Origin of the sequence: Streptomyces sp. NPDC050418, assembly GCF_044458745.1 — a bacterium.
Lineage (GTDB): Bacteria > Actinomycetota > Actinomycetes > Streptomycetales > Streptomycetaceae > Streptomyces.
This window is the reverse complement of record NZ_JBITIG010000014.1, coordinates 167,386-192,422: the sequence shown is the minus strand read 5'-3', so window position 1 is coordinate 192,422 and position 25,037 is coordinate 167,386. Positions and strand designations below refer to the sequence as shown.

20 protein-coding genes are annotated in these 25,037 nt (G+C 70.7%); 13 read left to right on the top strand and 7 right to left on the bottom strand.

The features are described 5' to 3' along the window. Positions 1-2 precede the first annotated feature (2 nt). The 3 genes from rpmF to mutM all read left to right on the top strand — a co-directional run bounded on the left by rpmF (position 3) and on the right by mutM (position 1,956). Positions 3-176: a 50S ribosomal protein L32 gene (rpmF, locus tag ACIBI4_RS30175; RefSeq protein WP_030676011.1), complete on the top strand. Its 174-nt coding sequence runs from the start codon at positions 3-5 to the stop codon at positions 174-176. A gap of 19 nt (positions 177-195) precedes the next feature. Further along, positions 196-984 (top strand): ribonuclease III, encoded by a 789-nt coding sequence (gene rnc / locus ACIBI4_RS30170; RefSeq protein WP_399207313.1) that lies wholly within the window; start codon positions 196-198, stop codon positions 982-984. A gap of 117 nt (positions 985-1,101) precedes the next feature. Next, complete coding sequence (gene mutM / locus ACIBI4_RS30165; protein ID WP_399207312.1) at positions 1,102-1,956, top strand: bifunctional DNA-formamidopyrimidine glycosylase/DNA-(apurinic or apyrimidinic site) lyase; 855 nt, start codon at positions 1,102-1,104, stop codon at positions 1,954-1,956. 6 nt (positions 1,957-1,962) lie between these two features. Here the strand turns inward: mutM and ACIBI4_RS30160 are convergent, their stop codons facing one another. Together ACIBI4_RS30160 and ACIBI4_RS30155 are read right to left on the bottom strand one after the other, a co-directional pair. Beyond that, on the bottom strand, positions 1,963-2,691 hold the full coding sequence (locus tag ACIBI4_RS30160; protein WP_399207311.1) for a hypothetical protein: 729 nt from the start codon (positions 2,689-2,691) through the stop codon (positions 1,963-1,965). An 83-nt stretch (positions 2,692-2,774) separates the two neighbouring features. Next, positions 2,775-3,641 carry a CAP domain-containing protein gene (locus ACIBI4_RS30155; RefSeq protein ID WP_399207310.1) on the bottom strand — a complete coding sequence of 289 codons (867 nt, stop codon included), beginning with the start codon at positions 3,639-3,641 and terminating at the stop codon, positions 2,775-2,777. A 130-nt stretch (positions 3,642-3,771) separates the two neighbouring features. Between ACIBI4_RS30155 and ACIBI4_RS30150 the strand changes: the two genes are divergently transcribed. From ACIBI4_RS30150 to ACIBI4_RS30135, 4 genes are all read left to right on the top strand, one after another. Continuing rightward, positions 3,772-4,053: an acylphosphatase gene (locus ACIBI4_RS30150; RefSeq protein ID WP_399207309.1), complete on the top strand. Its 282-nt coding sequence runs from the start codon at positions 3,772-3,774 to the stop codon at positions 4,051-4,053. Positions 4,054-4,433: 380 nt separating this feature from the next. Continuing rightward, positions 4,434-4,634: a hypothetical protein gene (locus ACIBI4_RS30145; RefSeq protein ID WP_093607949.1), complete on the top strand. Its 201-nt coding sequence runs from the start codon at positions 4,434-4,436 to the stop codon at positions 4,632-4,634. Between the two features lie 227 nt (positions 4,635-4,861). Next, positions 4,862-8,416, top strand: a complete 3,555-nt coding sequence (smc, locus tag ACIBI4_RS30140; RefSeq protein ID WP_399207308.1) for a chromosome segregation protein SMC — start codon at positions 4,862-4,864, stop codon at positions 8,414-8,416. Between the two features lie 139 nt (positions 8,417-8,555). Next, the gene (locus ACIBI4_RS30135; RefSeq protein ID WP_399207351.1) at positions 8,556-9,890 is read left to right on the top strand and encodes a sugar porter family MFS transporter; all 1,335 of its coding nucleotides are present in this window, start codon (positions 8,556-8,558) and stop codon (positions 9,888-9,890) included. Positions 9,891-9,910: 20 nt separating this feature from the next. On the opposite strand, the gene ACIBI4_RS30130 is transcribed toward ACIBI4_RS30135, so the two are convergent. Further along, a complete protein-coding gene (locus ACIBI4_RS30130) occupies positions 9,911-10,891 on the bottom strand; it encodes an LLM class flavin-dependent oxidoreductase (RefSeq protein WP_399207307.1) in 981 nt (326 codons plus the stop codon). Positions 10,892-11,263: 372 nt separating this feature from the next. Between ACIBI4_RS30130 and ftsY the strand changes: the two genes are divergently transcribed. Next, complete coding sequence (gene ftsY / locus ACIBI4_RS30125) at positions 11,264-12,481, top strand: signal recognition particle-docking protein FtsY (RefSeq protein WP_399207306.1); 1,218 nt, start codon at positions 11,264-11,266, stop codon at positions 12,479-12,481. 100 nt (positions 12,482-12,581) lie between these two features. Here ftsY and ACIBI4_RS30120 read toward each other — a convergent pair whose 3' ends face one another. Then, the gene (locus tag ACIBI4_RS30120; protein ID WP_399207305.1) at positions 12,582-13,238 is read right to left on the bottom strand and encodes a bifunctional DNA primase/polymerase; all 657 of its coding nucleotides are present in this window, start codon (positions 13,236-13,238) and stop codon (positions 12,582-12,584) included. A gap of 437 nt (positions 13,239-13,675) precedes the next feature. Here ACIBI4_RS30120 and ACIBI4_RS30115 point away from each other — a divergent pair, with 437 nt between their 5' ends. From ACIBI4_RS30115 to ffh, 5 genes are all read left to right on the top strand, one after another. Then, entirely contained in the window at positions 13,676-15,148 is a 1,473-nt protein-coding gene (locus ACIBI4_RS30115) for a hypothetical protein (RefSeq protein WP_399207304.1), read from the top strand. 313 nt (positions 15,149-15,461) lie between these two features. Then, positions 15,462-16,826, top strand: coding sequence for an ammonium transporter (locus ACIBI4_RS30110; protein WP_399207303.1), 1,365 nt, complete (start codon positions 15,462-15,464; stop codon positions 16,824-16,826). Next, positions 16,823-17,161, top strand: a complete 339-nt coding sequence (locus ACIBI4_RS30105) for a P-II family nitrogen regulator (protein ID WP_030231663.1) — start codon at positions 16,823-16,825, stop codon at positions 17,159-17,161. Before ACIBI4_RS30110 ends, ACIBI4_RS30105 begins: the two co-directional genes overlap by 4 nt. 30 nt (positions 17,162-17,191) lie before the next feature. Further along, the gene (locus ACIBI4_RS30100) at positions 17,192-19,627 is read left to right on the top strand and encodes a [protein-PII] uridylyltransferase (RefSeq protein WP_399207302.1); all 2,436 of its coding nucleotides are present in this window, start codon (positions 17,192-17,194) and stop codon (positions 19,625-19,627) included. Between the two features lie 243 nt (positions 19,628-19,870). Continuing rightward, complete coding sequence (gene ffh, locus ACIBI4_RS30095; RefSeq protein WP_399207301.1) at positions 19,871-21,427, top strand: signal recognition particle protein; 1,557 nt, start codon at positions 19,871-19,873, stop codon at positions 21,425-21,427. A gap of 71 nt (positions 21,428-21,498) precedes the next feature. On the opposite strand, the gene ACIBI4_RS30090 is transcribed toward ffh, so the two are convergent. The 3 genes from ACIBI4_RS30090 to ACIBI4_RS30080 are packed head-to-tail and all read right to left on the bottom strand — an operon-like array spanning position 21,499 to position 25,037. Continuing rightward, positions 21,499-22,737, bottom strand: a complete 1,239-nt coding sequence (locus ACIBI4_RS30090; protein ID WP_399207300.1) for a phosphopentomutase — start codon at positions 22,735-22,737, stop codon at positions 21,499-21,501. Continuing rightward, positions 22,734-23,903 carry an alanine racemase gene (locus ACIBI4_RS30085; protein ID WP_399207299.1) on the bottom strand — a complete coding sequence of 390 codons (1,170 nt, stop codon included), beginning with the start codon at positions 23,901-23,903 and terminating at the stop codon, positions 22,734-22,736. Before ACIBI4_RS30085 ends, ACIBI4_RS30090 begins: the two co-directional genes overlap by 4 nt. Positions 23,904-23,909: 6 nt before the next feature. After that, positions 23,910-25,037 carry an aminotransferase class V-fold PLP-dependent enzyme gene (locus ACIBI4_RS30080; protein ID WP_399207298.1) on the bottom strand — a complete coding sequence of 376 codons (1,128 nt, stop codon included), beginning with the start codon at positions 25,035-25,037 and terminating at the stop codon, positions 23,910-23,912.

Sequence of the window (25,037 nt, the reverse complement as noted above, 5' to 3'; positions counted from 1 at the left end):
CCGTGGCTGTTCCGAAGCGGAAGATGTCGCGCAGCAACACGCGCCACCGCCGGTCGCAGTGGAAGGCTGCGGTCACCCCCCTGGTGTCGTGCGAGCGCTGCCAGGAGCCCAAGCAGCAGCACATTGCGTGCCCGTCTTGCGGCACCTACAACAAGCGCCAGGTCCTCGAGGTCTGAGCGGCTGGTGAGAGGCACGATGTCTGAACCGTCGAACAAAAAGCAGACGGAGAACACGGCCTCGTCCCACACGCTTCTGGAAGGGCGGCTCGGGTACAAGCTCGAGTCCGCCCTTCTGGTGCGTGCTCTGACCCACCGTTCGTACGCGTACGAGAACGGCGGTCTGCCGACGAACGAGCGTCTGGAGTTCCTCGGGGACTCCGTGCTCGGCCTCGTCGTCACGGACACGCTGTACACGACCCACCCCGACCTGCCCGAAGGCCAGCTGGCCAAGTTGCGGGCCGCGGTGGTCAATTCGCGTGCGCTGGCGGAGGTGGGCCGTGGGCTCGACCTCGGTTCCTTCATCCGGCTCGGCCGGGGTGAAGAGGGCACGGGCGGCCGGGACAAGGCGTCCATCCTCGCCGACACCCTTGAAGCGGTGATCGGCGCGGTCTATCTCGACCAGGGTCTGGACGCGGCTTCCGAGCTGGTCCACCGGCTCTTCGACCCGCTGATCGAGAAGTCGTCGTCGCTCGGTGCCGGCCTGGACTGGAAGACCAGTCTCCAGGAGCTCACCGCGACCGAAGGGCTCGGCGTTCCCGAGTACCTGGTCTCGGAGACCGGCCCCGACCATGAGAAGACCTTCACAGCTGCCGCCCGCGTCGGAGGCGTCTCGTACGGCACCGGCACCGGCCGCAGCAAGAAGGAAGCGGAGCAGCAGGCCGCCGAGTCCGCGTGGCGTGCGATTCGCGCCGCCGCGGACGAGCGGGCCAAGGCGGCCGAAGCCGAGGCTCAGTCCTCGACGGAGGCCGACGCCGCTACCGCGTAGCGCTGTCCGATGCATACGACGGCCCGCCCTCGGTTCTCCGGGGGCGGGCCGTCGTCGTGCTCCCGCGGCTTCGGGGGTCGGAACCGACTGCCGGCACGGGAGTGGGAGACTGCCTACGTGCCTGAACTCCCGGAAGTCGAAGTCGTACGGCGTGGGCTCGAGCGGTGGGTCAGCGGTCGCGTCGTCACCGACGTGGACGTGCTGCACCCCCGGGCCGTGCGCCGGCATCCCGCCGGCGGGGCGGACTTCGCCGCCCGGCTCAAGGGGCACCGGTTCGGGATCGCCCGGCGGCGCGGCAAATACCTGTGGCTTCCGCTCGCCGACAGCCCCGGCTCCGTGCTCGCCCACCTCGGCATGAGCGGTCAGCTGCTCGTCCAGCCGCTCGACGCCGCAGACGAGAAGCACCTCCGTATCAGGATCGGCTTCGACGACGACCAGGGCACCGAGCTGCGCTTCGTCGACCAGCGGACCTTCGGCGGGCTCTCACTGCACGAGAACACGCCCGACGGCCTCCCGGACGTCATCGCCCACATCGCCCGCGACCCCTTGGACCCCGGCTTCGACGACGCGGCCTTCCACGAGGCACTGCGCCGCAAGCGGACCACCATCAAGCGGGCGCTGCTCGACCAGTCGCTGATCAGCGGCGTCGGCAACATCTACGCCGACGAGGCACTCTGGCGCGCCAAGCTGCACTACGAGCGCCCGACCGCAACCTTCACCCGGCCCCGTACCGCCGAACTCCTCGGCCATGTCCGGGACGTGATGAACGCGGCGCTCGCCGTCGGCGGCACCAGCTTCGACAGCCTCTACGTCAACGTGAACGGCGAGTCCGGCTACTTCGAGCGCTCGCTCGACGCATACGGCAGGGAGGACGAGCCGTGCCGACGCTGCGGCACACCGATGCGCCGCCGCCCGTGGATGAACCGGTCCAGCTACTTCTGCCCGAGATGCCAGCGGCCGCCGCGGATGTGACGGCACTCAGGTGCGCTGTGCGGCCTGAAGCCGCTTCACCTGCTGTCGGATCACCTCGTCGGGGAAGGACGCACGCGTACCCACTTCCATCGTCGTGAACATCACGATGGTGTTCCCCACACGCACGATGACGTACTGCGCTTCATTGGTCGCACTGTCAGAGGCGGAATCCGAGGCAGTAGGGATGAGCTCACGGAAACTCACGGCTTCGTCGCCGACCTGTGGCGCGGTTTCCACTTCAACCGTTGCGCTGATCTTTCCCGAGTAGCCTTCTCGGGTGTAGGCGCGGCAGGACGCCAGTGCTTGCTCGAGCTTCGCGAACTGTTGCTCTGCAGCTTCGCCTTGGTAGGAAGCCAAGTGCGACGAGCCAGGAAAGGCGCTCTCCTTCCAGTTGAAGCCCTGGCGGATGCGCGACGGGGCCTCCACGCCATTGCCGACCTCGATGATGGTCTGGCAGTTGGGGTCCGAGGCAGGCGGGAACGTGCGTCCTGAACCTTCGGGTTCGGGCACACTCAATGGCGTGGATCTGGCCTGCGGGACCTCTCCCTCTTTGAAGGCAACGGCCTTCAGCTCGGGCACGGTCAAAGCGGGTCCGAGAGTCCTCGATGCGGCATTTTCGGAAGGGACAGGGGTGCGCTTGGGGGCTTCCTGCTGCTCGGAACACCCAGAGACCAACAGCGCGCCGACAGCGAGCAGTGCAGCGATCGGCATCAGCCGTGGTACGCGCTTGGACATCTGTCCCCCTACTTGATGTTGGTATCGAGCAGAAGGTAGCGGGATGGATGGCCTGCGAACAGGTGTTCCGACCTGCGGCTATCTCAGAAACCGAAGTCCTGCGTCCACCACGGGCCGCCCGACCCGAAGTGGGTGCCGACGCCGAGGGTCTTGTACTCGCAGTTGAGGATGTTCGCGCGGTGGCCCGGGCTCTTCATCCAGGAGTCCATGACCGACTGGGCGTTCGCCTGGCCGCGGGCGATGTTCTCGCCGCCGAGGTTCGCGATGCCCTCCGCGTCCGCGCGGTCCCACGGGGTGTCGCCGTCGGGGTCGGTGTGGTCGAAGAAGCCGCGCGAGGCCATGTCGGCGCTGAAGTCCGAGGCCAGTTCGGCCAGTTCGCCGTCCGCCTTGACCGGCTGGCAGCCGGCCTGGGCGCGCTCCTGGTTGACCAGGGCGAGCACCTGGGCCTCGGCGCCGGACTGGGTGTCCGGGATGTTCGGGGCGGCGGGCTTCTCGGGAGCCTTCGTCTTCTCCTTGGCCGGGGCCTCGGCCTTGCGGCCCGAGTCCTTGCCGGAGGAGTCCTCGGCGGTGCGCGAGGGGGTCGGTGAGGGCTTGGCGGCCGGCTTCGACGCGCTCGCCGAGGGCGACTCGCGCTGCTCGTCCCGGCTGGCCTCGTCCGCCTGGCGCTCCGGCGTCTTCGAGGTGTCGCCCTGCGACTGGACATCGCCGGTGACGTCGGCGGCCTGCACCTTCTCCGGTGCGTTGTCGTTGCCGAGCCTGTAGTTCTCGGTGCCGGGCAGCACACCGGAGGCGACCGCTATGGCACCGAGGGCCACGGCCGCGGAGACACCGAGCAGACCCGTGCGCACGGGCTTCGCGGCGCGCTTCTTACGACGGTGCGTTCCGCCGTTTCCCTGCGTCGCCGTACTGGGCTGCTCTGTGGCGGCGGTGACGCGTCGGTGGCGTCCCATCTCGGGGCCTTTCTCATTCTTGCGGTCAACGTGGCTCACCCGAACGGGTGAGGCTCATCTTTCGCGACTGTACGCGATGACAGATGGGGGCGAAGTGCTCGATGAGGAATTGGCCGGTTAGCTTTCCCACATGAATGAGGAAGTACGGATGGTGGCCTGGGTCCGCGGACGAGTGCAGGGCGTGGGCTTTCGCTGGTTCACCAGGGCCCGCGCGCTGGAGATCGGCGGACTCGTAGGATTCGCGCTCAATTTGGACGACGGCCGGGTGCAGGTCGTGGCGGAGGGAACCCGGTCCGGCTGCCAGCAACTGCTCGACTGGCTGCAGCGGGGCGACACACCCGGGCGGGTCGACGGGGTGACCGAGATCTGGGACACACCGCGCGGGATCTACGAGACCTTCGCGATCCGCTGACCCCTGTCACGCTCCGACCTGGAGGTGGGCCCCGTGCAGATGCCACTGGCAACTGTGCGGGGCAGAAATGACCTGGTGGTTGCCAATAGTGGTCGCCCGTGCAAGGCTGCGCGATACGAAGATCTCCACGCCCCCAGGGCCCTGAAGGAGAGCACCCGCCCCAAGGTTCGAGGCGCTGTGCCCCCGGGTTTGCCCGCCAATACGGGGCGTGATCGTGTTGACCGTCAAACTTTTTGGTGAGACGCTGGAAGCCCCGCGCACCCTAGCTGTTTGGCATGTGAGAACGGCAGCACGACAAGCAGTGCCAGCCAGCCGCGGGTGCGATTCCCTCACGACCCACACCGCTTCGGTCGGTCACTCAGTGTGGAGGACCATCCATCATGGCAAAGGCGCTTCTCGGTTACGTCGGCGGCACCGACCCGCGACTTCTCGCCGAGATGCGACGGCTCCAGCAGCGCGTCCAGGACCTGGAATCCGAGCTCGTACGGATCCAGGCCGAAAACGATGCGCTGACGGCTACTGCTGTCGCTTCGCACAGCGAGCTCATCGACGTACCCCAGGCGGAGCCTGCGCTCACCTGATCCACGTCATAGAGTCACGGATCAGGCTGCCCTGTCAGCCGCTTGAAGATCTGCAAGGGACGCTTCGGCGTCCCTTTTTCTTTTTCTCCCCCGCCCCCGTCGTGTCCCCTCACGTCTGATGTGCCCTGCATCTTCCCAGGCGAAACCGCAAGTTCATCCAGGGAACGCGTCACCGCGGTCCGACTTGCCCCCTGTCACACGGCCCCCGCCCGGTAAAGTCCGTCGGCGTGCACCTCAAGGCCCTGACCCTGCGCGGGTTCAAATCCTTCGCCTCGGCGACGACGCTCAAGTTCGAGCCGGGGATCACGTGCGTCGTGGGACCCAACGGCTCCGGCAAGTCCAATGTCGTGGACGCCCTGAGCTGGGTCATGGGCGAACAAGGGGCCAAATCGCTGCGCGGCGGAAAGATGGAGGACGTCATCTTCGCCGGCACCACCGGGCGCCCGCCGCTCGGCCGTGCCGAGGTCTCGCTGACGATCGACAACTCCGATGGTGCGCTGCCCATCGAATACGCCGAGGTCACCATTACGCGGATCATGTTCCGTAATGGCGGCAGCGAATACCAGATCAATGGCGATACCTGCCGATTGCTGGATATCCAGGAGCTGTTGTCCGACTCGGGTATCGGGCGCGAGATGCATGTCATCGTCGGCCAGGGCCAGCTCGACTCCGTGCTGCATGCCGATCCGATGGGACGCAGGGCCTTCATCGAGGAGGCCGCGGGTGTTCTCAAGCACCGCAAGCGCAAGGAGAAGGCGCTGCGGAAACTCGACGCGATGCAGGCGAATCTCGCCCGCGTGCAGGACCTCACCGACGAACTGCGGCGGCAGCTGAAGCCGCTCGGCCGGCAGGCCGCCGTCGCACGCCGGGCCGCCGTCATCCAGGCCGATCTGCGCGACGCGCGGCTGCGGCTGCTCGCCGACGACCTCGTACGGCTGCAGGAAGCCCTCAACACCGAGATCGCCGACGAGGCCGAGCTGAAGCGCCGCAAGGAGAGCGCCGAGGCGGAGCTCAAGGCGGCGCTCGCGCGCGAGGCCGATCTGGAGGACGAGGTACGGCGGCTCACGCCGCGGCTGCAGCGGGCACAGCAGACCTGGTACGAGCTGTCGCAGCTGGCCGAGCGGGTGCGCGGCACGGTCAGCCTCGCGGACGCCCGCGTGAAGAGCGCGTCGGCGGCGCCCGAGGAGGAGCGGCGCGGGCGCGACCCCGAGGACATGGAGCGCGAGGCCGCGCGGATCCGGGAGCAGGAGGCCGAGCTGGAGGCCGCCCTGGAGGCGGCGCAGCGGGCGCTCGACGACACTGTTTCCCACCGGGCCGAGCTGGAGCGCGACCTGCAGAGCGAGGAGCGGCGGCTCAAGGACGTGGCGCGGGCCATCGCCGACCGGCGCGAGGGGCTCGCGCGGCTGACCGGCCAGGTCAACGCCGCCCGCAGCAGGGCCGGCTCCGCGCAGGCCGAGATCGACCGGCTCGCGGCCGCGCGGGACGAGGCGAACGAGCGGGCAGTCGCGGCGCAGGAGGAGTACGAGCAGCTCAAGGCCGAGGTCGACGGGCTCGACGCCGACGACACCGAGCTGGGGGAGCGGCACGACGCCGCGAAGCGGGCGCTCGCCGAGGCCGAGGCCACGCTGAGCGCCGCCCGCGAGGCGGCCACCGCGGCCGAGCGGAAGCGAGCCGCCGTGGCCGCGCGGCGCGAGGCGCTCGCGCTGGGGCTGCGGCGCAAGGACGGCACCGGAACACTGCTCGCCGCCAAGGAGCGCCTGGCCGGACTGCTCGGACCGGCCTCCGAACTGCTCGCCATCACCCCGGGGTACGAGGTGCCGCTCGCCGCGGCGCTCGGTGCCGCCGCCGACGCGATCGCCGTGTCGAACCCCGCGACCGCCGCCGAGGCGATCCGGCTGCTCCGCAAGCAGGACGCCGGACGCGCCGCGATACTGCTGGGCGGCGGGCCCGATGACGTACGCGGGGAACGGCGGCCGGACGGACCGCCGTTCGCGGCCGACCTCGTGCGCGGACCCGATGAGCTGATGCCCGCCGTGCGGCGGCTGCTGCGCGGGATCGTGGTCGTCGGGACGCTGGAGGACGCCGAGGACCTCGTCTACGCGCAGCCGGAGCTGACGGCCGTGACCGCCGAGGGCGATCTGCTCGGGGCGCACTTCGCGCACGGCGGTTCGGCCGGTGCGCCGAGCCTGATCGAAGTGCAGGCCTCGGTGGACGAGGCGGCGGCGGAGCTGGAGGAACTCTCCGTGCTCTGCGAGGAGTTGGCCGGGGCGCAGCACGCCGCCACAGAGAAGCGCCGGGAGAGCGCCGCGCTCGTCGAGGAGCTGGGGGAGCGGCGACGGGCCGCCGACCGCGAGAAGTCGTCCGTGTCGCAGCAGCTGGGGCGGCTCGCGGGCCAGGCCCGAGGCGCGGCGGGCGAGGCCGAGCGGTCCACGGCGGCCGCGGCCCGCGCGCAGGACGCGCTTGACAAGGCGCTGATGGACGCCGAGGAGCTGGCCGAGCGGCTGGCTGTGGCCGAGGAAGCGCCGGTCGAGGAGGAGCCCGACACCTCCGTACGCGACCGTCTGGCGGCCGACGGTGCCAACGCGCGGCAGACCGAGATGGAGGCCCGGCTCCAGGCGCGCACGCACGAGGAGCGGGTCAAGGGCCTGGCCGGGCGGGCCGACGGGCTCGACCGGGCCGCGCGCGCCGAGCGCGAGGCGCGGGCCAGGGCCGAGCAGCGCCGCAACCGGATGCGGTACGAGGCGCGGGTCGCCGAGGCCGTGGCCTCGGGGGCGCGGCAGCTGCTCGCGCATGTGGAGGTCTCCCTCGTACGGGCGCAGGAGGAGCGCGAGGCGGCCGAGCTGGCGAAGGCCGAGCGGGAGCGGGAGCTGAACACCGCGCGCGGACAGGGCCGCGACCTGAAGGCGGAGCTCGACAAGCTGACCGACTCGGTGCACCGCGGCGAGGTGCTCGGCGCCGAGAAGCGGATGCGGATCGAGCAGCTGGAGGCCAAGGCCCTGGAGGAGCTCGGCGTGGAGCCGGCGGGGCTCGTCGGCGAGTACGGGCCCGACCAGCTCGTGCCGCCCTCGCCGCCGGCCGAGGGCGAGGAGCTGCCCGAGGACCCGGAGCACCCGCGCAACAAGCCGCGCCCGTTCGTACGGGCCGAGCAGGAGAAGCGGCTCAAGGCCGCCGAGCGCGCGTACCAGCAGCTCGGCAAGGTGAACCCGCTCGCGCTCGAGGAGTTCGCGGCGCTGGAGGAGCGGCACAAGTTCCTCAGCGAGCAGCTGGAGGACCTGAAGAAGACGCGCGCCGATCTGCTGCAGGTCGTCAAGGAGGTCGACGAACGGGTCGAGCAGGTCTTCACCGAGGCCTACCGCGATACGGCGCGGGAGTTCGAGGGCGTCTTCAGCCGGCTGTTCCCCGGCGGCGAGGGGCGGCTGATCCTCACCGACCCGGAGAACATGCTGACCACCGGCGTGGACGTCGAGGCGCGGCCGCCCGGCAAGAAGGTCAAGCGGCTCTCGCTGCTCTCCGGCGGCGAGCGCTCGCTGACCGCCGTGGCCATGCTGGTGTCGATCTTCAAGGCCCGCCCGAGCCCGTTCTACGTGATGGACGAGGTCGAGGCCGCGCTCGACGACACCAACCTGCAGCGGCTCATCCGGATCATGCAGGAGCTCCAGGAGTCCTCGCAGCTGATCGTGATCACGCACCAGAAGCGCACGATGGAGGTCGCCGACGCGCTGTACGGCGTCTCCATGCAGGGCGACGGCGTCTCGAAGGTGATCAGCCAGCGACTGCGCTGACCTGGGCTCCTTTGGTCACTCTCCAGTGGTGGCCTGTTGTGATCTGTGCGCCACTGGACGGGTGACCAGCACACAAGAAGCGCGCGCCGCCGCTCCGGATCATCTCGGCCACGTCATCTTCATCACCGCGGCCGCCGCGATGGGCGGATTCCTGTTCGGCTACGACAGCTCCGTGATCAACGGCGCCACGGTCGCCATCCAGGACAGGTTCGGCCTCAGCGCGGACACGCTGGGGTGGGTCACCGCGATCGCGCTGCTCGGCTGCGCGGCCGGCGCCGCGCTCGCGGGCCGGCTGGCCGACCGGCTCGGCCGGATCCGCGTCATGCACATCGCGGCCATCCTCTTCACCGTCAGCGCCGTGGGTTCGGCCCTGCCGTTCGCCGTCTGGGATCTGATGATCTGGCGGTTCATGGGCGGCATCGGCATCGGTATGGCCTCGGTGATCGGCCCCACGTACATCGCCGAGGTGGCGCCGCCCGCGTACCGGGGCCGGCTCGCCTCGTTCCAGCAGGCCGCCATCGTCATCGGTATCGCCGTCTCCCAGCTGGTCAACTGGGGCATCCTCAACATGGCGGACGGCGACCAGCGCGGAAAGATCGGCGGGCTCGAGGCCTGGCAGTGGATGCTCGGCGTCATGGTCGTCCCGGCCGTCCTGTACGGGCTGCTGTCCTTCGTGATTCCCGAGTCGCCGCGCTACCTGATCTCCGCGGGCCGTATCCAGCAGGCCAAGAAGGTGCTCGCCGAGGTGGAGGGCACTTCCGTCGACACGGACGTGCGGGTCGCGGAGATCGAGGCCGGCATGCGCAGCGAGCACAAGTCGACGTTCAAGGATCTGCTCGGCAGCAAAATGGGCTTCCTGCCGATCGTCTGGATCGGCATCGGGCTCTCCGTATTCCAGCAGCTCGTCGGCATCAACGTGATCTTCTACTACTCGAACCAGTTGTGGCAGTCGATCGGCAAGGACCCCTCCAGCTCGTTCCTGTACTCGTTCGAGACCTCGATCGTGAACATCATCGGTACCGTCATCGCGATGATCTTCGTCGACCGGATCGGCCGCAAACCGCTCGCGATCATCGGCTCGGTCGGCATGGCCGTCGCCCTGTTCACCTGTGCCTGGGCCTTCTCGTACAAGACGGGATCCGGTGACAGCGTCTCGCTGCCGAACGCCCAGGGCCTGACCGCGATCATCGCCGCCAACGCGTTCGTGCTCTTCTTCGCCCTCTCCTGGGGCGTGGTGGTCTGGGTGCTGCTCGGCGAGATCTTCCCGGGCCGGATCCGGGCCGCGGCGCTCGGTGTGGCGGCCTCCGCCCAGTGGCTGGCCAACTTCGCCATCACCAAGACGTTCCCGAGCATGTCGGAGTGGAGCCTGAGCGGCTCGTACGTCATCTACGGCGCCTTCGCCGTGCTCTCCATCCCGTTCGTCCTGAAGTTCGTGAAGGAGACCAAGGGCAAGGTGCTCGAAGAGATGGGCTGAGCCCTTGGTCCCTCCGCGGCTCAGAGCTTGCAGTTCGGCAGCACCTGCTCGGTGAACAGGTGCAGGCTGCGCCAGCCCTCGTCGATCGGCATGCCGCCGCACAGCGGGTGCAGGACGAGGTTGCCGAGCGTGGTGTCGGCCGCCGTGACGCACTCCTCGGGCGTGAGGATCCGGTAGACGCCCTCCGCGCGCAGCTCCTCGACGGTGCTCGCGCCCGAGCTGACCGCGGACTTGATGTCCTTGTTCTGCCAGGACTTGTACATCTGCGCCTCGTGCAGGAAGTGGTGCCCGAACTCGGCCCAGGTGCGGTCCGGGTCCTCCGAGATGTGCAGCAGCGGCGTCTCCTCGCCGGGCATCAGGACCCAGCCCTCGGTGCCGTACTCCGCGAGCATCTCGTTGTAGTACGTCTCCAGCTCGGGCAGGTGCGCGCTCGGGAAGAACGGCAGGCCGAGGCGGGCGGCGCGGCGCGCGGCCGGCTTGGAGGAGCCGCCGACGACCAGCATCGGATGCGGATCGGTGTACGGGCGCGGGGTGACCTTGACCGTACGGCCCTCGTACTCGAAGGGCTCGCCCGTCCAGGCCTTGAGGAGGGTCTCCAGGAGTCGGTCCTGGAGCTTGCCGCGCCGGCCCCACTCGACGCCGAACATCTCGTACTCCTCGGGCCGGTAGCCGATGCCCGCGACCGTCATCAGACGGCCCTTGCTCATCAGGTCGAGTACGGCGATCTCCTCGGCGATCCGCAGCGGGTCGTGCAGCGGGCCGAGGATCGCGGAGATCGTGACCGCGATGTTGCGCGTCGCACCGAAGACACCGGCCGCGAAGTGGAACGGGGACGGCAGCCAGTTGTTGTCGGTGCCGTGGTGCTCCTCGGTCTGGATCATGGTCATGCCCGCACTGTCGGCGAAGCGGGCCATCTCCAGCGCGGCGCCGTAGCGGTCGGCCAGCTGCGCGGGTGTGCCTTCGGGGTCGATGAGGTTGAAGCGTGCGACCGAGACGGGCATGACGGGCGTCCCCTTTGACGACGGTGGTCGGGTGGGGGCAGCCGCGCTGACGTCCCCCTTGGGCCGTGTCGGGGGACGGTAGCTGACGTGGCGTCAGATGGATAGGGGTGGGGTGGGCTGTCCTGTACGGGTGTCTCGGCCGGGGGAGCGGACAGCGGACGGCCTCGAACGACGTTTCTGTGGCGGCCCTCGGAGTGAGGGCCGCCACACTGTAGGGCGCTGAGCGCCCGACCCCGCCGACGCTGATACTGGCTGGGTTGTGACTCCGCCCGCGAGGGCTTCCCGTCAATCCCGAGACTGATCGGTGGACCAGCCCGGCCCCGCCAGGACAACGCCGGTGTGTGCCTCCGGGTCACGCATACTGGGCCTGTTATGGAAATCGTCATCCTTGCTGTAGTCATCGCCCTGGTCGCGGTCGGCGCGATCAGCGGGCTCGTGGTCAGCGGCCGCAAGAAGAAGCAGCTGCCGCCCTCGGCCCCGTCGAGCACTCCGACCATCACCGCTCCCCCCGCCGAGCCGCACGTCGGCGATGAGGCCGCGGAGCCGAAGGAAGAGCCGCGCCGCACGATCGAGGAGGTGGAGCTCCCCCAGGCCGCGGCCCCCGTCGAGGAGGCCGAGCCGGTCGTCGAGGAGGAGCTCCCGCCCACGCCCGAGATCGAGGTGCCCGAGCCCACGGCCGGCCGCCTGGTCCGGCTGCGCGCCCGGCTGGCCCGCTCCCAGAACTCGCTCGGCAAGGGGCTGCTCTCGCTGCTCTCGCGCGAGCACCTCGACGACGACACCTGGGAGGAGATCGAGGACACCCTGCTCACCGCGGACGTCGGTGTCGCGCCCACCCAGGAGCTCGTCGAGCGCCTGCGCGAGCGCGTGAAGGTGCTGGGCACCCGGACGCCCGACGAGCTGCGGGCGCTGCTGCGCGAGGAGCTGCTCACGCTTCTCGGCACGGACTTCGACCGTCAGGTGAAGACCGAGAAGGAGGGGGAGGGCCCCGGCATCGTGATGGTCGTCGGCGTCAACGGCACCGGCAAGACCACCACCACCGGCAAGCTCGCCCGTGTCCTTGTCGCGGACGGCTCCACCGTCGTGCTCGGCGCGGCGGACACCTTCCGTGCCGCGGCCGCCGACCAGCTGCAGACCTGGGGCGAGCGTGTCGGTGCCTACACCGTGCGCGGCCCCGAGGGCGGTGACCCGGCCTCCGTCGCGTTCGACGCGGTGAAGGAGGGCAAGGAGATGGGCGTCGACGTGGTGCTCATCGACACCGCAGGGCGGCTGCACACCAAGACCGGTCTCATGGACGAGCTCGGCAAGGTCAAGCGGGTCGTCGAGAAGCACGCGCCGCTCGACGAGGTGCTGCTCGTGCTGGACGCGACCACCGGGCAGAACGGTCTGGTCCAGGCGCGGGTCTTCGCCGAGGTCGTGGACATCACCGGCATCGTGCTCACCAAGCTCGACGGCACCGCCAAGGGCGGCATCGTCGTCGCGGTCCAGCGCGAGCTCGGTGTGCCGGTCAAGCTGGTCGGTCTCGGCGAGGGGCCGGACGACCTGGCGCCGTTCGAGCCGGAGGCGTTCGTGGACGCGCTGATCGGGGACTGATCTCCCGCGTTCGTACGTGACGAAGGGCCCGCTCCCGGAAGGGATGCGGGCCCTTTGCGTGGGCGGGCGGCGGCAGGGGCCGGGTGGGGCCGGGCGCGGGCTAGGTGCGGTGCGACGCGTAGGCCAGCGCGCCCAGAACCAGCCGTGCCTGGGGCGGATTCGAGGCGGAGTCGAGGTCCGGCGCGCGCAGCCAGCGGACCGGGCCGAGGCCCGCGCGGTCGGACGGGGGAGCGGTGATGTGGTCGCCGCGGCCCAGGCCCCGCAGGTCGAGGTCGGCGTCGTCCCAGCCCATCCGGTAGAGCAGCGCGGGCAGTTCGGCCGCGGCGCCCGGGGCGACGAAGAACTGGGCGCGGCGGTCCGGGGTGGAGATCACGGGGCCGAGGGGCAGGCCCATGCGCTCCAGACGGATCAGCGCGCGGCGGCCCGCGGACTCGGAGACCTCGAGGATGTCGAAGGTGCGGCCGACCGGGAGCATCGCGGCGGCGCCGGGGAACTCGCCCCAGGCGTGCGTCACTTCGTCGAGCGTGGCGCCCGCGGGCAGCTCGCCGGCGAAGGTGAGGGGGTGGGCGCCGGGCGCCTCACACCGTGTGTCGCCGCAGGAGCAGCTGCCGGACGCGGCCCGGGCGCCCGGGACGACGGACCAGCCCCACAGTCCGGTGAATTCGGCCACGGCCGTGCACTCGGACATACGGCCGCGCCGCCGTGCACCGGTGCGGTTCTCGCGGATACCGCGGCTGCCGCCGATCGTGAAGCCCATGCCCCCTCCAACGGGTCGAACGCGTCCATGGTTACGAGCCGGAGTGCGCCCCTCACTCTCCGTGCAACGGCGCCCCAAGGGTCAGGTGCGGCGCCCGGAGGGGGCTCGGGTGGTGCGACGACCGGCGCGCGCCCCGGTGCGCTTCGCTCCGCCCACTCCCGTCCGTCATGTGTCAAGTGAATCGCGTGTAGCGGCAACTGAGTTCATTCGAAGGGGTGGCGAAAGGTGGCGTTTCTCGGAACGCCCTCGCCGGGAGGGTGATCGTAGGATTACTTTCGGTTCACAGGCCGAGAGATGTATGCGGTTGCGGGTATGCCGGAGGCAAGTCGGTTTCCTGTTCGACGGGTGGCGAAGTGCCGGACAGGGAGACATAACTCACGGCATTCTGTAAGGACTTGAGTCCGAGCAGAGTTGACTTCAGGGATGGGGGCGTTCCAGTGGGCGGCACGGGAGGCAGCGGTTCGCATGCCGAGAAGCGCCCCAACGAGCAGCTGACGTCCTGGTTCGTCCGGAGCGGCTGGTCCAAGGGCGAGCTGGCCCGTCAGGTCAACCGCCGTGCCCGCCAGATGGGCGCGAACCACATCTCCACCGACACCTCCCGCGTACGCCGCTGGCTGGACGGCGAGCAGCCGCGCGAGCCGATCCCGCGGATCATGTCGGAGCTGTTCTCCGAGCGCTTCGGCGCCGTCGTCGCCGTCGAGGACCTGGGTCTGCGCACCGCGCACCAGGCGCCGTCCGTGTCCGGTGTGGACCTGCCCTGGACCGGCGAGCAGACCGTCGACATGATCAGCGAGTTCTCGCGCAGCGACCTGATGCTCGCCCGCCGCGGCTTCCTCGGCAGCTCCCTCGCCCTCGCCGCCGGTCCCGCCCTGATCGAGCCGATGCAGCGCTGGCTGGTGCCGAGCCCCGCCGGCGGCCTCGCCCCTGAGCCCGCCACCCCGATCCGGCGCGGCACGCGGCTCTCCGGCCCCGAGCTCGACCTGCTCGAATCCACCACTGTGATGTTCCGCCAGTGGGACGCGCAGTGCGGCGGCGGTCTGCGGCGCAAGGCCGTCGTCGGCCAGCTCCACGAGGTGACCGATCTGCTGCAGGAGCCGCAGCCCGAGGAGACCCAGCGGCGGCTGTTCCGGATCGCGGCCGAACTGGCCGAGCTGGCCGGGTGGATGAGCTATGACGTCGGTCTGCAGCCCACCGCGCAGAAATACTTCGTGCTCGCGCTGCACGCGGCGAAGGAAGGCAACGACAAGTCCCTCGGCTCGTACATCCTCTCCGGGATGAGCCGGCAGATGATCCATCTCGGCCGTCCCGACGACGCCCTCGAGCTCATCCACCTCGCGCAGTACGGCAGTCGGGACTGCGCCACGTCGCGCACCCAGGCGATGCTGTATGCGATGGAGGCCCGGGCGTACGCGAACATGGGCCAGCCCAGCAAGACCAAGCGGGCCGTGCGGATGGCCGAGGACACCTTCGCGGACGCGCTGGAGTCGAGCGAGCCCGAGCCCGACTGGATCCGCTTCTTCTCCGAGGCGGAGCTCAACGGGGAGAACGCACACTCGTACCGCGACCTCGCCTACGTCGCGGGCCGCAGCCCCACCTACGCCTCGCTCGCCCAGCCCGTCATGGAGCGCGCGGTCGAGCTGTTCGCGAAGGACAGCGAGCACCAGCGCTCGTATGCGCTGAATCTGATCGGGATGGCGACCGTGCATCTGCTCCAGAAGGAGCCCGAGCAGAGTGTCGTCCTCGCCGAGAAGGCGCTGACCGTCGCGAAGAAGGTGCGCTCCGAGCGCGTCAACACGCGGCTGCGCAAGACCCTCGACACCGTGGTGCGCACCTACGGCGAGGACACCACCATCTACGACCTGACCGACCGGCTCACCCGGCAGCTGCCCGAGGCGGCGGAGGCCGTGTAGTCACCCGCACCACCCACGAGACTCCGGCCGCGGCCGGCCATCCGAACCACCCGACTCGGCTCCCCCACCGCCAGGTCAATCGGATGGCCCCCGCGGCCGGTTTTTTGTGGGCCGCCCGGGAGGAATGCGGGCAAGCCCCCCGACCGGGGCAGTTCATGTACGCGTAACACGCACGACCTCTTCGTCACTGCCGCGAAACATCGAGCGGCACTCCTCGAAACCGCGGCGCGGGAATCTCTGGCCAATAACCGGCCCACCCCTCATGCACCGCGCTTCGCCCGCACGGGCCGTACACGACGACGAGGAGACGCCGATGCCCCCAGGCATCCTGCTCGCCGCAGAGGAGCCCACGCTCTCCTCTGCCAACACCGGGTTCATGCTCATCTGCTCCGCCCTGGTGATGCTGATGACGCCCGGCCTTGCCTTCTTCTACGGAGGCATGGTCCGCGTCAAGTCCACGCTGAACATGCTGATGATGAGCTTCATCAGCCTCGGGATCGTCACGATCCTGTGGGTGCTCTACGGCTTCAGCATCGCGTTCGGCACCGACACCGGCGGCCTCTTCGGCTGGGAGGGCGACTACGTCGGCCTCAGCGGGCTCGGGATCACCCAGCTCTGGGACGGCTACACGATTCCCGTCTATGTCTTCGCCGTCTTCCAGCTGATGTTCGCGATCATCACGCCCGCCCTGATCAGCGGCGCGCTCGCGGACCGTGTGAAGTTCACGGCCTGGGCGCTGTTCATCGCCCTGTGGGCCACGATCGTCTACTTCCCGGTCGCGCACTGGGTCTGGGGTACCGGCGGCTGGGCCTTCGAGCTCGGCGTCATCGACTTCGCCGGCGGTACCGCCGTGCACATCAACGCCGGTGCCGCGGCCCTCGGTGTGATCCTCGTGATCGGCAAGCGCGTCGGCTTCAAGAAGGACCCGATGCGGCCGCACTCCCTGCCGCTCGTGATGCTCGGCGCCGGTCTGCTGTGGTTCGGCTGGTTCGGCTTCAACGCCGGCTCGTGGCTCGGCAACGACGACGGTGTCGGCGCGGTCATGTTCGTCAACACGCAGGTGGCCACGGCCGCCGCGATGCTGGCCTGGCTCGCGTACGAGAAGATCCGCCACGGCGCGTTCACCACGCTCGGCGCGGCCTCGGGGGCCGTGGCCGGTCTCGTCGCCATCACCCCGTCCGGCGGTGCCGTCTCGCCGCTCGGTGCCATCGCCGTCGGTGCCATCGCCGGTGTGCTGTGCGCCATGGCCGTCGGCCTCAAGTTCAAGTTCGGCTACGACGACTCGCTCGACGTCGTCGGTGTCCACCTCGTCGGCGGCATCGTCGGCTCGCTGCTCGTCGGCTTCTTCGCCACCGGCGGTGTCCAGTCGGACGCCGCGGGTCTCTTCTACGGCGGTGGGCTCGGCCAGCTCGGCAAGCAGGCCGCTGGAGTCTTCGGGGTCCTCGCGTACTCCCTTGTCGTCTCTGCCATCCTCGCCTTCGTCATCGACAAGGCGATCGGCATGCGCGTGGCCGAGGACGACGAGGTCGCGGGCATCGACACGGTCGAACACGCCGAGTCCGCCTACGACTTCAGCGGCGCGGGCGGCGGTGCGGCACCTCGTACCGCCTCGGTTCCCGCACCGCCCTCAGCCACGGCCCAGGACGCCGGCGCACCCGCAAAGAAGGTTGACGCATGAAGCTGATCACCGCGGTCGTGAAGCCGCACCGGCTCGACGAGATCAAGGAGGCCCTGCAGGCCTTCGGCGTGCACGGTCTGACCGTCACCGAGGCCAGCGGCTACGGCCGCCAGCGCGGGCACACCGAGGTCTACCGGGGTGCCGAGTACACCGTGGACCTCGTACCGAAGATCCGTATCGAGGTCCTGGTCGAGGACGACGACGCCGAGCAGCTGATCGATGTCGTCGTGAAGGCCGCCCGCACCGGCAAGATCGGCGACGGCAAGGTCTGGTCGATCCCGGTCGAGACGGCGGTACGCGTCAGGACCGGCGAGCGCGGACCCGACGCGCTCTGAGTGGCAACTGAAAAGGCAAGGAGCTGCTGGGTGACGACTACGGACACCACGACGGAATCTGTGGGGGATTCAGGACCCAGCGGTTATGCGGCGGCCCGGCTGCGCCTCCTTCAGGGGGAGGCGCAGTCCGGGCCGCCGCGCCGTGCGGCCCTGGCGCAGCTGACGGACGAGTGGCTGGCGGGCCTCTTCGGTCCGGTGAAGGGCGCCTCGCTCGTGGCCGTCGGGGGATACGGCCGCGGGGAGCTGTCGCCGCGCAGCGACCTCGATCTGCTCCTGCTGCACGACGGCAGCGCGGGCGCCGGCGAGATCGCCGCGCTCGCGGACCGGATCTGGTACCCGGTGTGGGACCTCGGGCTCGCCCTCGACCACTCCGTACGGACCCCCGGCGAGGCGCGCAGGACCGCGGCCGAGGACCTCAAGGTCCAGCTCGGCCTCCTCGACGCCCGGCATGTCGCGGGTGACCTGGGGCTCACCGCCGGACTGCGGACCGCGGTGCTCGCCGACTGGCGCAACCAAGCACCGCGCAGGCTCGGTGAGCTGCAGGAGCTGTGCGCGGAGCGCGCCGAGCGGCAGGGCGAGTTGCAGTACCTGCTCGAACCCGACCTCAAGGAGGCGCGCGGCGGTCTGCGCGACGCCACCGCCCTGCGCGCCGTCGCGGCCTCCTGGCTCGCCGACGCGCCCCGCGCCGGACTCGACGAGGCGCGCCGCCGTCTGCTCGACGTCCGCGACGCCCTGCACCTCGTCACCGGGCGCGCCACCGACCGGCTCGCGCTGCAGGAGCAGGACCAAGTGGCCGAATCCCTGGGCCTGCTGGACGCCGACGCGCTGCTGCGGCAGGTATACGAAGCGGCCCGGACCATCTCGTACGCGAGCGACGTCACCTGGCGCGAGGTGAGCCGGGTGCTGCGGGCGCGGAAGGCGAAGCCGCGGCTGCGGGCCATGCTGGGTGGCGGGAAGGCCGTTCCGGAGCGCACCCCGCTCGCCGAAGGAGTGGTCGAGCAGGACGGCGAGGTGGTGCTCGCGCGCGTGGCGCGGCCCGAACGCGATCCGGTGCTCCCGCTGCGGGCCGCCGCGGCCGCCGCCCAGGCCGGACTCCCGCTCTCCCTGCACGCCGTACGGGCGCTCGCGAGCATGACGCGTGCTCTGCCCACGCCGTGGCCGGCCGAGGCGCGCGAGCAGTTCGTGACGCTGCTCGGGGCCGGGCGGCCGACGGTCGCCGTGTGGGAGGCCCTGGAGGCCGAGGGCCTGATCACCCGGCTGCTGCCCGACTGGGAGCGTGTGCGCTGCCGTCCGCAGCGCAACGCGGTGCACACCTGGACCGTGGACCGGCACCTCGTCGAAGCCGCCGTCCAGGCCGCGGAACTGACCCGGCGCGTGCACCGGCCCGACCTGCTGCTCGTCGCCGCGCTCCTGCACGACATCGGCAAGGGCTGGCCCGGCGACCACTCCGAGGCGGGCGAGGTCATCGCGCGGGACGTGGCAGCGCGCATCGGCTTCGAGCGCGCCGACGTCGAGGTGATCGCCACGCTCGTACGGTGTCATCTGCTGCTCATCGACACGGCGACCCGGCGCGACCTGGACGATCCGGCCACCATCCGGTCCGTGGCGGAGGCGGTGGGATCCGCCTCGACCCTGGAACTGCTGCATGCGCTCACGGAGGCGGACGCGTACGCGACCGGGCCCGCCGCCTGGTCCTCGTGGCGCGGCTCCCTGGTGGCCGACCTGGTGAAGCGGGTGGGGGCGGTGCTCGCCGGGGGGCCGGTGCCCGATCCTGTCTCGCTGCCGAACACCGTCGAGCAGGAACGGCTCGCACTGGAGGCGTTCCGCACCGGAGGGCCGGTTCTGGCGCTCCGGGCGCAGACCGAGGGAACGGCGTCCGACGAACCCGTCGGCGTCGAACTCCTCGTGGCCGTGCCCGACCAGCCGGGCGTGCTGCCCGCGGTGGCGGGCGTCCTCGCGATGCACCGGCTCACCGTGCGGACGGCGGATCTGGGGGTGGTGTCGCTCCCGGACGAGGTGGAATCCGGGGCCGCTGCGGGCTCGGTACTGCTGCTGCAGTGGCGGGTGGCCGCCGAGTACGGCTCGCTGCCCGAGGCGGCCCGGCTGCGCGCCGACCTCGTACGCGCCCTGGACGGCTCCCTCGACATCGCCGCCCGGCTCGCCGAGCGGGACGCGGCGTATCCGCGGCGCCGAGGGGCCGTGGCTCCGCCGGCCCGGGTGTCGGTCGCGCCCGCGGGCTCGCGGCTGGCAACGGTGATCGAGGTACGGGCCCAGGACGCACCCGGCCTGCTGCACCGGATCGGACGCGCCCTGGAGGCAGCGGGCGTGCGGGTGCGCTCGGCACACGTCAGCACGCTGGGGTCCAACGCGGTGGACGCGTTCTATGTCACCGGACCGGAGGGGGCGCCGTTGGCTGCGGGGGATGCGGCGGAAGTGGTGCGGGGGGTGGAGGGGGCACTGGGGTAACGCAGGCCAACCCAGCCCCGCCGGCGTTTGAGGCGATCCGAACGAAGTTCGGATGAGGGGGGTCCGGGGGCGAAGCCCTCGGTTTCGGGAAGGGGCGGGGTGGGGGAGAAAGCCCGCCGCAGGCGCCCCACCCGTACCCCCACCGACCGGAGTCCCGGCCACGAGAGCTGACTGCTTGCGGCGCCGGATACCCTGGAAGGCGCACATGCCCGCCCGCCCCCGACCCGAGGATTCGCGACCGCCGTGTTCGATACTCTCTCCGACCGCCTCGCAGCGACATTCAAGAACCTCCGCGGCAAGGGTCGCCTCAGCGAGGCGGACATCGACGCCACGGCACGGGACATCCGTATCGCGCTGCTCGAGGCCGACGTCGCCCTGCCCGTCGTGCGCGCCTTCATCAAGCAGGTCAAGGAACGCGCCGCCGGCGTCGAGGTCTCGCAGGCGCTGAACCCGGCGCAGCAGGTCATCAAGATCGTCAACGAGGAGCTCATCGGCATCCTCGGCGGCGAGACCCGCCGGCTGCGCTTCGCCAAGTCCGGCCCGACCGTGATCATGCTCGCGGGTCTGCAGGGTGCCGGTAAGACCACGCTCGCCGGAAAGCTCGGCCAGTGGCTCAAGGGCCAGGGCCACGCGCCGCTGCTCGTCGCCTGTGACCTGCAGCGCCCCAACGCCGTCAACCAGCTCAGCGTCGTCGCCGAGCGCGCCGGCGTCGGCATCTACGCGCCGCAGCCGGGCAACGGGGTGGGCGACCCGGTGCAGGTCGCGCAGGACTCCATCGAGTACGCGAAGACCAAGCAGTACGACGTGGTCATCGTCGACACCGCGGGCCGCCTCGGTATCGACCAGGAGCTGATGCAGCAGGCCGCGGACATCCGCGACGCCGTGAAGCCCGACGAGGTCCTCTTCGTCGTCGACGCGATGATCGGTCAGGACGCGGTCAACACCGCCGAGGCCTTCCGCGACGGTGTCGGCTTCGACGGCGTGGTGCTCTCCAAGCTCGACGGTGACGCCCGTGGTGGTGCCGCGCTCTCGATCGCGCACGTCACCGGCCGCCAGATCATGTTCGCCTCCAACGGCGAGAAGCTTGACGATTTCGACGCGTTCCACCCGGACCGCATGGCGTCCCGCATCCTCGGCATGGGCGACATGCTCAGCCTCATCGAGAAGGCCGAGCAGACCTTCTCGCAGGCCGAGGCCGAGAAGATGGCCGCCAAGCTGCAGAGCGCCAAGGGCGGCAAGGACTTCACGCTCGACGACTTCCTGGCTCAGATGGAGCAGGTCAGGAAGATGGGCTCGATCTCGAAGCTGCTCGGCATGCTGCCGGGCATGGGCCAGATCAAGGACCAGATCAACAACATCGACGAGCGCGATGTGGACCGTACGGCGGCCATCATCAAGTCGATGACCCCCGCGGAGCGCGCGGACGCCACGATCATCAACGGCTCGCGCCGTGCCCGTATCGCCAAGGGTTCCGGTGTCGAGGTCAGCGCGGTCAAGAACCTGGTCGAGCGCTTCTTCGAGGCGCGCAAGATGATGTCGCGGATGGCGCAGGGCGGTGGCATGCCGGGGATGCCCGGGATGCCGGGCATGGGCGGTGGCCCGGGCCGGCAGAAGAAGCAGCAGAAGCAGGCCAAGGGCAAGCGGAAGTCGGGCAACCCGATGAAGCGGAAGGCCGAGGAGCAGGCGGCTCAGGCCAAGCGCGAGCAGGCGGCGCAGGGTGGCGGCGCGTTCGGTCTGCCGGGCGGGCAGCAGGGGCAGGACTTCGAGCTTCCGGACGAGTTCAAGAAGTTCATGGGCTGAGGTTCTTGGTTGTACGGGTAAGGGCTCGGGTCACCGTGACGGTGACCCGAGCCCTTACCTTTTCTCGGTCCTCAGGAACCGACCGGGGTGCTGTGCAGTGCAAGCCCGCTCGCCAGCCCTCCCGGATCCAGCCCCAGCGCAACCGCCGCCGTGGCCCCCACATCCGCCAACGACCCGGCATCCGGCAGGAGTTCGACCCCGGCGGCGCCCGGCCGGTGGATCAGGACCGGGACGTACTCCCGTGTGTGGTACGCGTGCCCGATCGTCGGATCGTTGCCGTGGTCGCCGGTGACGATCAGCCGGTCGCGGGGTGAGTCGAGGAGCGACAGCAGCTCCAGGAGCCCCGCGTCCACCTCCTCCAGGACCTCGCCGAAGCGGCGTACGTCCTGCTGGTGGCCGGCCAGATCCGTCTCCTGGACGTTGGCGACGGTCAGGCCGGGGCGGCGGGCGGCCTCCAGCGTGTGGGCCAGGACCTCGGCCGTCGGCACCGCCGGCCGCCGTACGGCCGCCTCGCACTCCAGGATGTCCGCCGCCTTGCCGACCAGCGTCACCGGGATCCCGGCCGCCGCCGCGAGCGAGGGCAGCTGGCGCGTGTGGTCCAACTCCGCGCCCAGGTGCTGCACTTCGAGCCCGCCGTTGCGGTAGAAACCGCTGGCCGGGGTGTCGAGGCCGATGGTCGAGGCGTCTCCTTCGCGTACGTACGTGGCGAGGGGCGCCGTCGCGTGGCCGCCGACCGCGATCACGCGGGCGACCGGGGCGACCGTCCGTACCGTACGGGCGATGGAGAGGATCGACGCGAAGGGGAAATCCTCCAGGCGGCCGGAGGTGTTCCAGTTGATGCCGGGGTCGGCTTCGAGGTTGTCGTGGACGAGCACGGAACCGTCCACGACCAACAGGGGCTTTCCGTCGAGGAGTTCGACCCGGTGGCCCGCGGCGCGCAGCGCGGCGCTCACCTCGTCGAGGTGCTCCGCGAGCCGCGCCACCGTGACCTTGCTGAAGTCCGCGCCCATCATCGTCTGATGCCCGGCGAAGGTGTCCGCGCCGGGATACCCGAGCGCCGCCCGCCCTGCCGCGACGGGCAGCGGGGTGCTGCGGGCCAGGTCGCGGTGGGGGTGGACGAGCCCGAGGCCCAGCTTGCCGAGGGCGGGCAGGTGCAGGGGCCGGCCGAGGGCGCGGGCGCAGTGGTCGAGGACGTGGCCGCAGGTGTCGGCCTGCAGGTCGCCGGGGCGCAGCACCCCGGCGTCGGGCATCGCGCCCACACCGAAGCCGTCGAGCACGACGATGACGGTACGACCGAGGCCGCTGCTCATGCGGTCGCCTCCGTCTGCGGGCGGCCCAACGCGTCGTACAGGCCGGTGAGCCGAGGACGGCCGGTGGAGATGCCGGCGACCACCGCGACATTGCTGCGGGTCACGAAGATCTGCGTACGGAACGCGAGAAGGGCCGTGTCGCCCACCCGGACCGCGTCCGACGCCTCGAGGAGGCGGTAGTAGTCGATGTTCTCGGCGGGGGCGTCGAGCACGGCGAGGCGCGTTCCCGTACGGGGAAGGAGAGCCTGCTTGATGCCCGCCCGCGGGTAGAACCCGCCGCCGTACACCGCGGGCCGCCCGTCGGCGAGCGTGTGCGCGACCTCGGTGACGTAGACGTACGCGGGCGTCTCGGGCTGGCCGGGGTCCGTCGCGTGCAGCGGGGTCGTGCCGGTCAGCGCGTGGCCGGGCTCGCCGTGCGTCGCGCCGAGCGAGGCGAGCAGCGGCAGCGAGGCCATCGAGGTGGCGCTGGGGGCGCTGAGCTTGAGCGCGGTGTGGCCGCGCGCGGCCAGCACCTCACGGCCCTTGAGCGCGATCTCGAAGTTGGGCGTCGCGCGCGGCGTGCCGTCCTCCGGGTCGCACAGCACGCACGGAAAGGCGGTCACGCCCGCGATCCGCACTCCGTCGAGCCGCTCGGCCTCGGCCGCGAAGGCGTCGAGCGCGTCGAGGGGTACGCCGCCTTCCTGGCCGGGGTAGACGGCGCCGGGTGCGCCTTCGAGGCGGATCAACACATCCTGGACGAAGCCGAGTTCGCGGGCCGCTTCGGATACGGCACGGGCGTTGGCCAGGTCGAAGACCGTGACCGTCTCCGGGCGCCAGGCCAGCATCCCGGGCAGCTGCCGGTGCGGGATCTGCACGAGGTGGCCGAGGTTCCCGGCCTCGGCGCCCGCGGCGTGCAGGACGCGTGCCTCGGGCGGGTCGATGGCCGCGAACTTAGGGATGTGCCGCGCGATGGCCTTGATCAGTTCGGGGTTGCGTCCGAACTGCTTGACCACGAACCAGAGCGTGAGCCCGAGCCGTTCGGCCTCGGCGGCGAGCAGTGCCGCGTTGGCCTCGATCGCGTCGAGGTCCATCACGTACGTGTCCGGCGGGATCGCTCCCGTGCGGTGCAGTTCGGCCGCGGCCGCGGCGAGGCCGGGGTTGCGGGCGAGGAGGCTGGTGAGGAACACGGTCGTTCAGTCCTTGCTGTGGGGCGCGCCCGTGGTGGGCAGCTCGCGAAGGGCCTTGCGCAGGATGTCGATCACCAGGTCGGCGCCGGCCCGCATCGGATTGATCCGTACGGTCCAGTCGGCGAGCTCCGGTGCGTCGTCGAGGGACGAGCTCGACATCCGGTAGAAGAGCGGGGCGATCTCGTAGCGCGAGTTGGAGCCCACGGGGTAGGGCGCGGCTCCGAACTTCGCGGCGACCGCGGGCAGTTCACGGGCCACGGGACGGTCGAGGCGTACGAGCAGACAGCGGTCCTGCGCGTTCGCGATCCGCACCTCGGCCACCCCCTCGACCTCGCCCGCCGCGAGCCGCTCGGCCACCTCCGCACCGACCTGCGACTGCACCGACCACATCACCGGTACGTGGGTCAGGGCCCGCAGCGCGTCGAGGGCCTGGTGGCCCTGGACCTGGCCGCCGCCCGAGTAGTTGTCGGCGCGCACCCGGGCCACGAGGTCCCGCGCGCCGACCACGGCGCCCACACCCTCGGGGCCGTGCAGCTTGAAGAGGGAGAAGCAGGAGGCGTCCGCGCCGAGTTCGACCCCGGCGGCGGGCGTGCGCAGCACCGCGTAGTTGTCGTCGACGACGGTGCGCACCCCGGCCGCCCGGCAGGCCGCGAGGACCTCGCCCGGGTCGTAGGAGTCGGCCAGGCGCTGGCGGGTGTGCTGGACGTAGGCCCAGGTGAACCGGCCGGAGGCGAGGGCCTCCCGCAGCAGCCCGGCGTCGTTGAAGTCGACCTCGACCGTCTCCAGGCCAAGACCGCGCAGGGTCACTTCGGTGCTGCGGTAGACGGGCGCCTTGTGGATGAGCAGCGGGCCGCGGGCGGTGGCGAGCGCGGCGCGGATCGCGCCGGTGCCCGCGCCCTGCACGAGCGCGGCGTCCTCGGCGCCGAAGAAGGCGGCGAGCACGGCCTCCACACGTGCCGTGGTCCGCGGCCGGCCCAGACCGGGGACGACACCGGCGTCGGCGCTGAAGAGCTGCTCGCCCTCGAAGTGGGCGGCCGTGCACTCCATCAGCCGGAACTGCTTGGCGACGGCCTCCTGCAGGGGAACCGTGGCCAGCGGAAAGGTCTCGGGGAGCGTTGCGTGGGGGAGCTTCAT

Bases quoted from the DNA above. Each gene is read 5' to 3' on its own strand.
- rnc (WP_399207313.1), top strand. From the start codon at position 196: ATGTCTGAACCGTCGAACAAAAAGCAGACGGAGAACACGGCCTCGTCC.
- ACIBI4_RS30160 (WP_399207311.1), bottom strand. From the start codon at position 2,691: ATGTCCAAGCGCGTACCACGGCTGATGCCGATCGCTGCACTGCTCGCT.
- ACIBI4_RS30155 (WP_399207310.1), bottom strand. From the start codon at position 3,641: ATGGGACGCCACCGACGCGTCACCGCCGCCACAGAGCAGCCCAGTACG.
- ACIBI4_RS30150 (WP_399207309.1), top strand. From the start codon at position 3,772: ATGAATGAGGAAGTACGGATGGTGGCCTGGGTCCGCGGACGAGTGCAG.
- ACIBI4_RS30145 (WP_093607949.1), top strand. From the start codon at position 4,434: ATGGCAAAGGCGCTTCTCGGTTACGTCGGCGGCACCGACCCGCGACTT.
- ACIBI4_RS30135 (WP_399207351.1), top strand. From the start codon at position 8,556: ATGGGCGGATTCCTGTTCGGCTACGACAGCTCCGTGATCAACGGCGCC.
- ACIBI4_RS30130 (WP_399207307.1), bottom strand. From the start codon at position 10,891: ATGCCCGTCTCGGTCGCACGCTTCAACCTCATCGACCCCGAAGGCACA.
- ftsY (WP_399207306.1), top strand. From the start codon at position 11,264: ATGGAAATCGTCATCCTTGCTGTAGTCATCGCCCTGGTCGCGGTCGGC.
- ACIBI4_RS30120 (WP_399207305.1), bottom strand. From the start codon at position 13,238: ATGGGCTTCACGATCGGCGGCAGCCGCGGTATCCGCGAGAACCGCACC.
- ACIBI4_RS30110 (WP_399207303.1), top strand. From the start codon at position 15,462: ATGCCCCCAGGCATCCTGCTCGCCGCAGAGGAGCCCACGCTCTCCTCT.
- ACIBI4_RS30105 (WP_030231663.1), top strand. From the start codon at position 16,823: ATGAAGCTGATCACCGCGGTCGTGAAGCCGCACCGGCTCGACGAGATC.
- ACIBI4_RS30090 (WP_399207300.1), bottom strand. From the start codon at position 22,737: ATGAGCAGCGGCCTCGGTCGTACCGTCATCGTCGTGCTCGACGGCTTC.
- ACIBI4_RS30080 (WP_399207298.1), bottom strand. From the start codon at position 25,037: ATGAAGCTCCCCCACGCAACGCTCCCCGAGACCTTTCCGCTGGCCACG.